Annotated in this window: 10 protein-coding genes; 9 read left to right on the top strand and 1 reads right to left on the bottom strand. The window is 61.9% G+C overall.

Going from position 1 to position 12,273, the window contains the following annotated elements:
• Positions 1–24 precede the first annotated feature (24 nt).
• Positions 25–3,174, top strand: coding sequence for an efflux RND transporter permease subunit (locus EFR00_RS12895; RefSeq protein WP_077990812.1), 3,150 nt, complete (start codon positions 25–27; stop codon positions 3,172–3,174).
• The gene (locus EFR00_RS12900; RefSeq protein WP_281040125.1) at positions 3,140–3,502 is read left to right on the top strand and encodes a family 20 glycosylhydrolase; all 363 of its coding nucleotides are present in this window, start codon (positions 3,140–3,142) and stop codon (positions 3,500–3,502) included. The genes EFR00_RS12895 and EFR00_RS12900 overlap by 35 nt, the downstream gene beginning before the upstream one ends.
• On the opposite strand, the gene EFR00_RS12905 is transcribed toward EFR00_RS12900, so the two are convergent.
• The gene (locus EFR00_RS12905; RefSeq protein ID WP_077990811.1) at positions 3,499–4,416 is read right to left on the bottom strand and encodes an ROK family protein; all 918 of its coding nucleotides are present in this window, start codon (positions 4,414–4,416) and stop codon (positions 3,499–3,501) included. The genes EFR00_RS12900 and EFR00_RS12905 overlap by 4 nt on opposite strands.
• Before the next feature lie 280 nt (positions 4,417–4,696).
• On the opposite strand from EFR00_RS12905, the gene EFR00_RS12910 reads away from it, so the two are divergent.
• The 7 genes from EFR00_RS12910 to EFR00_RS12940 all read left to right on the top strand — a co-directional run bounded on the left by EFR00_RS12910 (position 4,697) and on the right by EFR00_RS12940 (position 12,218).
• On the top strand, positions 4,697–5,275 hold the full coding sequence (locus EFR00_RS12910; protein WP_183738805.1) for an exopolysaccharide biosynthesis protein: 579 nt from the start codon (positions 4,697–4,699) through the stop codon (positions 5,273–5,275).
• A 114-nt stretch (positions 5,276–5,389) separates the two neighbouring features.
• Positions 5,390–6,343, top strand: a complete 954-nt coding sequence (locus EFR00_RS12915) for a sugar-binding transcriptional regulator (protein WP_077990809.1) — start codon at positions 5,390–5,392, stop codon at positions 6,341–6,343.
• 145 nt (positions 6,344–6,488) lie between these two features.
• Entirely contained in the window at positions 6,489–7,799 is a 1,311-nt protein-coding gene (locus EFR00_RS12920) for an ABC transporter substrate-binding protein (RefSeq protein WP_077990808.1), read from the top strand.
• Positions 7,800–7,933: 134 nt separating this feature from the next.
• Positions 7,934–8,806 (top strand): carbohydrate ABC transporter permease, encoded by an 873-nt coding sequence (locus EFR00_RS12925; RefSeq protein ID WP_038691454.1) that lies wholly within the window; start codon positions 7,934–7,936, stop codon positions 8,804–8,806.
• 1 nt (position 8,807) lies between these two features.
• Positions 8,808–9,638: a carbohydrate ABC transporter permease gene (locus tag EFR00_RS12930; protein ID WP_039622366.1), complete on the top strand. Its 831-nt coding sequence runs from the start codon at positions 8,808–8,810 to the stop codon at positions 9,636–9,638.
• Between the two features lie 16 nt (positions 9,639–9,654).
• The gene (locus EFR00_RS12935) at positions 9,655–10,653 is read left to right on the top strand and encodes an ABC transporter ATP-binding protein (protein ID WP_077990806.1); all 999 of its coding nucleotides are present in this window, start codon (positions 9,655–9,657) and stop codon (positions 10,651–10,653) included.
• Positions 10,654–10,736: 83 nt separating this feature from the next.
• Entirely contained in the window at positions 10,737–12,218 is a 1,482-nt protein-coding gene (locus EFR00_RS12940) for a mannitol dehydrogenase family protein (protein WP_077990804.1), read from the top strand.
• The last annotated feature ends 55 nt before the right edge of the window (positions 12,219–12,273 follow it).

Below are 12,273 nucleotides of genomic sequence, written 5' to 3' on the forward strand. Positions count from 1 at the left end.
TCGCGTCGTAAAGGGAACATGACCATGGACGCCAACACCACCGAAAAGCGGCCCTTCAATCTGTCGCGCTGGGCGATCGGCCATCCGAGCATCGCCCGCTTCCTCTTCGGCCTCATCATCATCACCGGTGTACTCGGCCTGATGCGTATGGGCCAGCGCGAGGATCCGGAATTCACCTTCCGCGTCATGGTCGTGCAGGCGATCTGGCCGGGTGCTTCCATCCAGGAGATGGAAGACCAGGTCGTCAACAAGATCGAGCGCAAACTGCAGGAAACCCCGCATATCGACTGGGTCAAGTCCTATACGCGGGCGGGTAGCGCGATCATCACCCTGCAGGTCAAGGGCGACACGAATTCGAAAGACGTGGCGGATGCCTTCTACCAAGTGCGCAAGAAGGTCGGCGACATCTCCAGCGAGCTGCCGCAGGGCCTGCTCGGCCCTTATTTCAACGACGAATTCGGCGATACTTTCATCACGCTGCACTCGATCAGCGGCGACGGTTATTCCTATCCGGAACTGAAGAAGTTCGCGATCCAGGCGCGCGACATGCTGCTGACGACGCCGGGCGTCGAGAAGGCCGTCATCATCGGCGACCAGCCGGAGAAGATCTATATCGACGTCTCGTCCAAGGCGCTCGCCGAGCGGGGCCTGACGATCCTCGACCTGCAGAATGCCGTCAAGGGCCAGAACAATGTCGATCCGGCCGGCTCCGTCGATACCGGCCTGCGCTCGGTCCGCATCTCCGTCGAGGGCGACGTCAAGAAGGCGACCGATATCCGCGAGCTGCGCCTTCGCGCCGGCGGCCAGGTGACGCGCCTCGGCGATATCGCCACCGTCAGTTCCGGCCTCGAGGACCCCTATCAGCGCAAGTACCGCTTCAACGGCCATGACAGCGTTCAGGTCGGCGTCGTGATGGCCAAGGGCTTCAACGTCACCGATGTCGGCAAGGATGTGGAGGCGACCTATCAGCGCTTCGAGGAGGCGCTGCCCTACGGCGTCGCCGTCGACCAGATCGCCAACCAGCCCGACGTGGTGACGGATGCGATCAGCGAATTCATGCATGCGCTCGGTGAAGCCCTGGTCATCGTGCTCGTCGTCTCATTTCTGTCGATCGGCTGGCGCTCGGGTCTCGTCATCGCCATCGCCATTCCGCTGGTGCTCGCCGCCACCTTCGCGCTGATGTACGAACTCGGCATCGACTTGCAGCGCATTTCGCTCGGGGCGCTGATCATCGCCCTCGGCCTGCTCGTCGACGATGCGATGATCGTCGTCGAGATGATGGAGCGAAAACTCGAGGAGGGGCTCGTCAAGATCGAAGCGGCAAGTTTTGCCTATTCCTCGACCGCCTTCCCGATGCTGACGGGAACGTTGATCACCACGGCCGGCTTCATTCCGGTCGGCTTCGCCGCATCGACGGCCGGCGAATATGTGCGTTCGCTGTTTTATGTCGTCGGCATCGCGCTGGTGACCTCGTGGTTCGTCGCGGTCTATTTCACGCCATGGCTCGGCTACATGATCCTCAAGCAGCGCCATCACGCCGGCGGCGAGCATCATGATGCCTTCGACACCGGCTTCTATCGCCGACTGCGCGGCACGGTCGGCTGGGCGGTTCGCCACCGGGTCATCGTGCTGGTCTTGACGCTCGGCACCTTCGCCACCAGCCTCTGGGCCTTCCAGTTCATTCCGCAGAATTTCTTCCCGCAATCCTCGCGGCCGGAAATCCTCGTCGATCTCTGGCTGCCCGAGGGCACCAGCATTAGGGAAGTCGAGGTGCAGGCAAAGGCGCTCGAAGCCAAGATGATGGATGATCCCGACAAGAAGTTCATCGCCACCTATATCGGCGAAGGCGCGCCGCGCTTCTTCCTGCCGCTCGACCAGCAGCTGCGCAATCCGAACTTCGCCCAGCTTCTCGTCATGGCCAATGACGAACCGGCGCGTGAACGGCTGATCGTCAAGCTGCGCACCATCCTTGCGGAAGATTTTCCTGACGTCCGCGGCAAGGTCGACCGCCTGTTCCTCGGGCCGCCAACGGGCTGGCCGGTGCAGATGCGCGTCATGGGGCCGGACCGCAAGGAAGTGCGTGAGATCGCCGATCAGGTGAAAGCGCGGTTCCAGGCCAATCCGATGCTCGGCGCCATTCATGACGACTGGCTGGAACAGGTGCCGGCGATGAAGCTGGTGATCGACCAGGACCGCGCCCGTGCGCTCGGCGTCACCTCGCAGCGTGTGCGCCAGATGCTGCAGACCGCCATGTCGGGTGCTGCGCTCGACGATTTCCGCGACGGCGAGGAGACGGTGTCGATCGTCGCCCGCGAGCCGGATGCCAACCGCTCGCTGCTGTCGGCGGTCAATTCGGTCTATGTTCCCACCGATTTCGGCGGTTTCGTGCCGGTCTCGCAGGTCGCTAAGGTCGTTCCTATCATGGAGCAGGGCATCGAATGGCGGCGCGATAGGCTGCCGACGATCACCGTGCGGGCGACGCTGCCCGATGGCGTCCAGCCGAACGACGTGGTGATGAAGATGTATGCCGACATGCAGGACCTGCGCGATAGCCTGCCGGCCGGTTACAAGGTCGAGATCCAGGGCGGCGCCGAGGATGCGGCGGAAAGCCAGATGTCGATCGCCGCCAAGGCGCCGATCATGCTGGCCGTCATCATCGTACTGCTGATGATACAGCTGCAGCATTTCGGCAAGGCGATGCTTGTGCTCGCCACCGGGCCGCTCGGCATTATCGGTGCGGCGGCCGCCTTGCTGATCAGCGGCGCGCCTTTCGGCTTCGTGGCGATCCTCGGCGTCATCGCGCTGCTCGGCATCATCATGCGCAACTCTATCATCCTGGTCGATCAGATCGACCAGGATATCAAGGCGGGCATGCACCGCCAGGAGGCGATCGTCGGTGCGGCCGTGCGGCGTTTCCGGCCGATCATGCTGACGGCGCTGACCGCGGTGCTGGCGCTGATCCCGATCTCGCGCGGCGTCTTCTGGGGCCCGCTCGCCTACGCGATGATGGGCGGCATTCTCGTTGCGACAGTGCTCACCATTCTGGTTCTGCCCGCCGGTTACGCGCTTTTCTTCGGCCGCGAGCCGAAGGCAAAGGATGAGCCAGGCCGGGATGCCGACGCCATCCAGGAAGAGGCGGATGACCGACATCCGCCGGCGTTGGCAGCCGAGTGAAGGCGGCGCGGCGAAAGCCGCGCCGTTTTCCTTTGCTGGTCGTAATCCTGTCAAATCTGGGGCGGTTCACGGAAACGCGGACCGCGGGTTCACGCCGCCTGAACGCAGCTATGCTTATGAGGCCGAGGCGGAACTGCCGGAGGCATTGAGGGACAAGATACGCGGCATCCAGGCCTGCATCTTGAGCGGCAATGTCGCCTCGCGCGCCCATTTCAACCGGCTGGTCTTTCCGCGTCTGCCGGCAATCGCCGAAGCGGCGTGGACGCCTCTGACGCGCAAGGATTGGGATCGGTTTGCAGCGATCGTGCGGATGTGGCCGGTACTTTAAAGAGCGGCTGCTTCAGCCTTCAGTCCCAGCAGCGCGGCGCCGATCAGGCCGGGTTCGATGCGGCATTGGCTGCGCACCACCAGCGGGCGATCGAACTTGCGCAGGATGCGGGCGCGCACGGCGTGGTCGAGTTCGGCAAGCAAGGGTTCGACATTGGACAGGCCGCCGCCGACCGGCACGATGGTCGCGCCGGTAATGTTGATTGTCAGCGCCAGGGGCGAGGCGACGAGATCGACATAGACGTCGATGGTCCGTGTCGCCTTTTCCTCGCCTTGCCGCCATTGGCCAATGATCTCTTCGCTGGAAAGGTCGAGGTCGTGCAGCGTCTTGTGCAGCCGCTCCAGACCGCGGGCGCCGCCGACGGTATCGACGCAGCCTTTCTGGCCGCAGCCGCAGGCATAGGCGGGAATGGCGACAGGCGGATTGCCGGCCGCGGACGCGATGATCGGGCCATGACCCCATTCGCCGGCAAAGCCGCCGGCTTCGTTGACGAGGCGCCCATCGGCAACCAGGCCGCCGCCGACGCCGGTGCCGAGGATGGCGCCGAAAACGATGCGGTGGCCAACGCCGGCGCCAAGCCCGGCCTCGGCCATTGCAAAACAGTCGGCGTCGTTGGCGATCAGAGCCGGCAGACCGAGATCGGCTTCAAGATCGGCGGCCAGCGTGCGGCCATGGATACAGGGAATGTTGGCGCAGATCAGCCGCTGCGTATCGGGATCGACGACGCCGGCGATGGACAGCGCAATGCGGCTCGGCGCTTCGCCGGTTTCGGCGATGATGGCGCGCAGGGTCTCGACAAAAGCGGTGAAATCGTTCTTGGGCGTCGGGCGGCGGCCGAGGGGAACGATGTCCGTCTCGGAGTGGGCGATGCCGCCCTTGATGGCGGAGCCGCCGATATCGAATGAAATGATCATTGCCACTCTGCCGTTTCTCTGGTCTTTGGTGCTCGCACTGTTGGCGGGGAATTACAAGCCTTCATTCCGCCGCCCGCCGTGCACTTGTTGCTAAAAGAGAAGCGGCATCGCCTCCAGCAGCTATTCGTCCCACAAGTCATTCAATTGGCATATTGCGCGGCCAAAATCAGAACCTGCACTTCCATCATTCACCGGTAACATGACCACCGAAAACGCCGATTCCGATAGACGCAGAAGACCACGTCCACCACGCCCCAAGGGTCGCCGCCTCTCAGCCGTCCTGCGGCAGCTGGCAGGCGACCGAGGCCGGGAATGGGTTTCGATCGGCGATCTGTTCGAGACAATGGGCGACAGGGCGATCAGCGCTCTGATGCTGATTTTTGCCCTGCCAAATGCGTTCCCGACGCCGCCCGGCACGTCTGCCGTGCTCGGTGCGCCATTGGTCTTCCTGGCGGTGCAGCTGACCTTCGGACTCAAACCCTGGCTGCCGAAGGCGATTGCAAACCGTTCGATGCGGCGGGAAGACTTCGAGACGATCGTCGGCCGCATCCACCGCTGGCTCGCCTGGGCGGAACGCATGCTGAAGCCGAGGCTTGCGATTTTCGCCGAGCCGCCGGCGGAATATTTCGCCGGCCTCGCCTGCCTGCTGCTTTCGATCGTGCTGGTGCTGCCGGTTCCGCTCGGCAACATCCTGCCGGCGATCACCATCTCGGTTTTCGCTTTCGGCATCATGGGGCGTGATGGGCTCTTCGCGCTTATCGGCTTTATCATGACAACCGTGTCGCTAGTCATCGCCGGCGGCGTAATTTACGGTCTCGCCAAGGCGTCGATCTTTTTCGTCATGCAATGGTTCGCTTGAGTGTCGGTCTCAACAGGCTCGACATTTTCGCGAATTTTGTTTTGATCTGGCGCGACAGAGACTCACATCGTGCCGGCGGCGGCAAGCCGGCTCATTTTGCGCGGTAGGCATCATATGGCAAAAAGATCCGAGACCCCTGCACGGCTCGACGATGCGGCCCGTGCCGGCTGGCTTTATTACGTCGCCGGGCGCACGCAGGATGAAATCGCCGCCGCAATGGGCATTTCGCGGCAGTCGGCGCAGCGGCTGGTGTCGCTTGCGGTTGCCGAGCGTCTGATCAAGGTGCGGCTCGATCATCCAATTGCCGCCTGCCTCGAGCTTGCCAATCAGCTGCGGCGAAAATTCGGGCTGAAACATGTGGAGGTCGTGCCGAGCGATGCGGGTTCCTCATCGACCACCGTCGGAATCGCCGAGGCAGCCGCAGCCGAGATCGAGCGCTGGCTGAAGCGGCCGGAACCAATAGTGCTTGCGGTCGGCACCGGCCGCACGCTGAAGGCGGCCGTCGACCAGCTTCCGGCGATCGAATGTCCCAATCACCGCATCGTTTCCTTGACCGGCAACATCGCGCCGGACGGCTCGGCCGCCTATTACAACGTCATCTTCAGCATGGCGGATGCGGTCAAGGCGCGGCATTTTCCGATGCCGCTGCCGGTGCTCGTCACCTCGGCCGAGGAGCGGGAAACGCTGCACGGGCAGCAGCTGGTGCGTTCGACCCTCGACATGAGCGCGCAGGCTGACGTCACCTTCGTCGGCATCGGCGAACTCGGCATAGACGGGCCGCTTTGCGTCGACGGTTTTCTCGAGAAGGACGAGATGATGGAGCTGATGCGCGGCGGCGCCGTCGGCGAGATCTGCGGCTGGATCTTCGATGTCGACGGCAAGCTGCTCGACAATCCGATCAACGAGCGCGTCGCCTCGGCGCCGATCCCGTCGCGCGAGGTTTCGATGGTCATCGGACTCGCCAAGGGCAAACGTAAATTCAAGGCGATCAAGGCTGCCGTCGTCGGCCACCAGATCAATGGATTGATCACTGACGAAGAGACCGCTGAGTTTTTGCTCAAGGGCTGAGCAAAAAATTCTTTTTCTAAATCAATTGGATAGGTAAGCTGTTCGGCATCGCAGCAACGATTGCCGATTGACATTTACTGCCTCTTGGTGAGTAATTGCTCATGAGCAAAGCGAATGCTCACATCTCGTCTTCTGGGAGGAAGATATGACATTGAGAACCTTTTTGCTGGGCGCCTGCTCAGTATTGGCGTTTGCCGGCATGGCTTCGGCCGAGACGCTGACAATCGCGACCGTCAACAACGGCGACATGATTCGGATGCAGAAGCTGACGGATGACTTCAAGGCGAAGAATCCTGGCATCGATCTCGAATGGGTCACCCTCGAAGAAAACGTGCTGCGCCAGAAGGTCACGACCGACATCGCGACCAAGGGCGGCCAGTACGATGTTCTGACGATCGGCACCTATGAAGTTCCGATCTGGGCAAAACAGGGCTGGCTGCTGCCGCTCGACAATCTCGGCGCCAATTACGACGTCGACGACCTGCTGCCGGCAATCCGCAGCGGCCTGACCATGGACGGCAAGCTCTATGCGGCGCCGTTCTACGGCGAAAGCTCGATGGTCATGTACCGCAAGGACCTGTTCGACGCCGCTGGCCTGAAGATGCCCGACGCTCCGACCTGGGATTTCATTGCCGACGCTGCCCGCAAGATCACCAACAAGGACAAGGAAGTCTACGGCATCTGCCTGCGCGGCAAGGCCGGCTGGGGTGAGAACATGGCCTTCCTGACGGCCATGTCCAACTCCTTCGGCGCCCGCTGGTTTGATGAAAGCTGGAAGCCGCAGTTCGATCAGCCCGAGTGGAAGGATACGCTCGATTTCTACGTCAAGCTGATGAAGGATGCCGGCCCTCCGGGCGCTTCTTCCAACGGCTTCAACGAGAACCTGGCGCTGTTCCAGACCGGCAAGTGCGGCATGTGGATCGATGCGACCGTTGCGGCGTCCTTCGTCAGCAACCCCAAGGAATCAACCGTCGCCGACAAGGTCGGCTTCGCGCTCGCCCCGGACAAGGGTCTTGGCAAACGCGGCAACTGGCTGTGGGCCTGGAGCCTCGCCATCCCGGCTGGTTCGCAGAAGGCAGAAGCTGCCGAGAAATTCGTCGCCTGGGCCACGAGCAAGGACTACACCAACCTCGTCGCTGAAAAGGAAGGCTGGCTGAATGCACCTCCCGGCACCCGCAGCTCGCTCTATGCGAATGCGGAGTACCAGAAGGCAGCGCCCTTCGCCAAGACGACGATCGACTCGATCAATGCGGCCGATCCGAGCAAGCCGACCGTCAAGCCGGTCCCCTATGTCGGCGTTCAGTTCGTGGCGATCCCGGAATTCCAGGGCATCGGCACTGCGGTGGGACAGCAGTTTTCGGCAGCGCTTGCCGGCCAGATTTCGGTCGATCAGGCGCTGAAGAGCGCACAGCAGCTGGCGACCCGGGAAATGACCAAGGCCGGTTACATCAAATAAAACCTCCTGAGAAGAGGCGGATCCTTGACAATCCGCCCCTCTGGCCGCCGATCGCCCGAACCGCATCGGCGGCCTCTTTTCCAGACAAAGCTTTCCTGCGGCCGCTCCCGCTTCAGACCAGATCGGTGATTGCTATGGCAACCTTGCACACTCGCTCTTCCGCGCGCCTGATGATTGCGCCCTCCGTGCTGTTCCTCTTTGCGTGGATGATCGTTCCGCTCGCGATGACGATCTATTTCTCGACGCTGAACTACAATCTGCTCAGCCCGGGCATGGAGAGCTTCGTCGGTCTGCTGAATTACGAATATTTCCTGTCCGATCCGGCCTTTGTCGCCGCGCTGATCAATACGCTGCTGCTTGTCGCCGGCGTTCTCGTCATCACCGTTATCGGCGGCATCGCCTTTGCGCTGCTGCTCGACCAGCCGATGTACGGACAGGGCATCGTGCGCATCCTTGTCATTGCGCCGTTCTTCATCATGCCAACGGTCGCCGCGCTCGTCTGGAAGAATATGTTCATGAACCCGGTCAACGGCCTCTTCGCGCATCTGGCCAAGGCGTTCGGCCTGCAGCCGATCGACTGGCTCGCCAATGCGCCGCTGTTGTCGGTCACTCTCATCGTCGCCTGGCAGTGGCTGCCGTTTGCCACCCTCATCCTCCTGACTGCGCTGCAGTCGCTCGACGAGGAGCAGAAGGAGGCGGCCGAGATGGACGGCGCCGGGGCGATCTCGAAATTCATCTATATCATCCTGCCGCACATGGCCCGCGCCATCACCGTGGTGATCCTGATCCAGACGATCTTCCTGCTTTCGGTCTTTGCCGAAATCCTCGTCACCACCAATGGCGGGCCGGGCACCGACAGTACCAACCTCACCTATCTCGTCTATGCGCAGGCGCTGTTGCAGTTCGATATCGGCGGCGCGTCGGCGGGCGGCATCGTCGCGGTCGTGCTTGCCAATATCGTCGCGATCTTCCTCGTGCGCCTCGTCGGCAAGAATCTGGAGGCTTGAGATGGCCAGAAAAGTCACAACGCAGCGCAAGGTCATCGTCACCGCGATTGCCTGGACGCTCGGCATCCTGATCTTCTTCCCGATCCTCTGGACCTTCCTGACGAGCTTCAAGTCGGAAGCCGACGCCATCGCTTCGCCGCCGCAGTTCCTGTTCTTCCACTGGACGACGGAGAACTATGCGGAGGTGCAGAGCCGGTCGAACTATCTCGGCCACTTCATGAATTCGGTGGTCATTTCCTTCGGCTCGACGCTGATCGGCCTGATCATCGCAATCCCGGCCGCCTGGGCGATGGCGTTTTCGCCGACCAAGCGGACCAAGGACGTGCTGATGTGGATGCTGTCGACCAAGATGATGCCGCCTGTGGGCGCGCTGATTCCGATCTACCTGATGTTCCGCAATTCCGGCCTGCTCGACACACGCACCGGGCTGGTGATCGTGCTGACGCTGATCAACCTGCCGATCATCGTCTGGATGCTTTACACCTATTTCAAGGAAATCCCCGGCGAGATCCTCGAAGCGGCGCGCATGGACGGAGCGTCGCTGATGAAGGAGATCATCTACGTGCTGACGCCGATGGCGGTGCCCGGCATTGCCTCGACGCTGCTCCTGAACATCATCCTTGCCTGGAACGAGGCTTTCTGGACGCTCAACCTCACCGCCTCCAAGGCGGCGCCGCTGACCGCCTTCATCGCCTCCTATTCCAGCCCGGAGGGCCTGTTCTACGCCAAGCTCTCGGCGGCATCGACCATGGCGATCGCGCCGATCCTGATCCTCGGCTGGTTCAGCCAGAAGCAACTCGTCCGCGGCCTGACCTTCGGCGCAGTGAAATAAGAAAAGGGAGACAAACATGGGCAGCATTACCCTTCAGAAGGTTTCCAAGGTCTTCGGCGAAGCCAAGGTCATCCCTTCGATCGATCTCGACATCAAGGACGGCGAGTTCGTCGTCTTCGTCGGCCCGTCGGGCTGCGGCAAGTCCACGCTGCTGAGATTGATCGCCGGTCTCGAGGATGTTTCCGGCGGCAAGATCGTCATCGACGGCAGGGACGCCACTGAAAAGGCGCCGTCGGAACGTGGCCTTGCCATGGTGTTTCAGTCCTACGCGCTCTATCCGCATATGAGCGTGCGCAACAACATCGCCTTCCCGCTGAAGATGGCGGGCGTCGACAAGGCCGAGATCGACCGCAAGGTGACGGATGCCGCCCGCGTGCTTAACCTCACTGACTATCTGGAGCGCAAGCCGCGCCAGCTTTCCGGCGGCCAGCGTCAGCGCGTCGCGATCGGCCGTGCCATTGTGCGCCAGCCTTCGGCCTTCCTTTTCGACGAGCCGCTGTCGAACCTCGACGCCGCACTGCGCGTCAACATGCGCCTTGAAATCAGCGAACTGCATCAGCAACTGAAGACGACGATGGTCTATGTTACCCACGACCAGGTCGAGGCGATGACCATGGCCGACAAAATCGTCGTCTTGAACCGCGGCAATATCGAACAGGTCGGCTCGCCGCTGGAGCTCTACAGCCGGCCGCGCAACCTGTTCGTCGCCGGCTTTATCGGATCGCCGAAGATGAATTTCATCAAGGGCCAGAACGCCGCCCAGCTCGGCGCCCATACGATCGGCATCCGTCCCGAACATTTGCTCTTGTCGATGGAGAGCGGTGACTGGAAGGGCAGGGTGGTGGTCGCCGAGCATCTCGGCTCCGACACCTTCCTGCATATCGATGTCGACGGCATCGGCATGGTGACGGCGCGCGGCAGCGGCGATTTTGCCGCCAAGGCCGGCGATACGGTCTATCTGACGCCGGACCGTTCACGCATTCATAAATTCAACGAGGGCGGCCTCGCCGTCTGAGGCAGGCAACCGGCTGGGGGCAGGCATGCGAGCCGGGCGATGGCGCCCGGCCGTTTCGGCAAGACCTTCAAGAGGACTGAAACATGACGTGCAAATTATCGCTGGCAACGCTTCCGGACGCGGCGCGCACTGCCGCCATCCCGGGATATGACAGGGCGTCGCTGAAAGCCGGCATCGTGCACTTCGGGGTCGGCAACTTCCACCGCGCCCACCAGGCGATCTATCTCGACGATCTCTTCAACGCGGGCACGGATCACGACTGGGCGATCGTCGGCGCCGGCGTGCTGCCGTCGGATGCCGCCATGCGGGAGAAGCTTGCGGCCCAGGATTTCCTGACGACGGTGGTCGAGCAGGACAACAACAAGACGGCGGCACGCGTCACCGCGCCGATGATCGATATCCTGCCGGTCGGCGATGCCGCCGCAATCATCGCCAGGCTTGCCGATCCTGAGATCCGCATCGTCTCGATGACGATCACCGAGGGCGGTTATTTCATCGACGCGTCGGGCACGTTCAATCCGGCCCATCCTGATATTGCCGCCGATGGGCAAAATCCCGGCGCGCCGAAGACGGTCTTCGGCCTGATTGTCGCCGGTCTGAAGGCGCGTAGGGAAAAGGGCGTCGGTCCGTTCACCGTCATGTCCTGCGACAATATTCCCCACAACGGCATCGTCACCGCCAATGCGGTGGTCGGCACGGCGGCACTTTCGGATCCGGCCTTCGCCAACTGGATCCGGGAAAACGTCGCCTTCCCGAATGCGATGGTCGACCGCATCACGCCGGCGACCGGCCAGCGGGAGGTCGATTTCCTCAGGGACAATTTCGACATCGAAGACAATTGGCCGGTCTATTGCGAAGAATTCAAGCAGTGGGTGCTCGAGGACAAGTTCACCGCCGGCCGTCCGGCGCTGGAAAAAGTCGGCGTGACCTTCGTACCCGATGTCACACCCTACGAGCATATGAAGATCCGAATCCTCAACGGCGGACATGCGGCGATCGCCTATCCGGCGGCGCTGATGGACATTCATTTCGTTCATGACTCCATGGAAGATCCGTTGATTCGCGCCTTCCTGGCCAAGCTCGAGAAAGATGAGATCATTCCGATCGTGCCGCCGGTGCCGAACACGTCGCTGACGGATTATTTCGCCCTGATCGAGCATCGCCTGCTCAATCCGAAGATTGCCGACACAATTCCGCGTCTGGCGCAGGACGGCTCGAACCGCCAGCCGAAATTTATCCTGCCGTCAACGCTCGACAATCTGCGTCAGGGCAGGGACGTCGTCGGCCTGGCGCTGGTCTCGGCACTCTGGTGCCGCTATTTCGCCGGCAAGACCGACAGCGGCAAGGATATCGTCTTCAACGACGCCAGCGCCGAGCGGCTGCATGCGGCGGCGCTGAAGGCCAAGGACGATCCGTCGGCCTTTCTCGTCTTCGACGATATTTTCGGCGAGGTGGCGAAATCCGAACTCTTCCGCAAGCGTTTCGCCCATGCACTCAAAACCTTGTGGGAAAAGGGCACGCGGGAGACGCTGCAACTCTATCTCGACGGCAAGCTGGCAGTGTAAGGGAAACTGGATGGCGGCATCTGCTGCGCGTCCGAATTGAACCCAGGTTGGATCT

Origin of the sequence: Rhizobium sophoriradicis (assembly GCF_003939025.1) — a bacterium.
In the GTDB taxonomy this organism is placed as follows: Bacteria; Pseudomonadota; Alphaproteobacteria; order Rhizobiales; family Rhizobiaceae; genus Rhizobium; species Rhizobium sophoriradicis.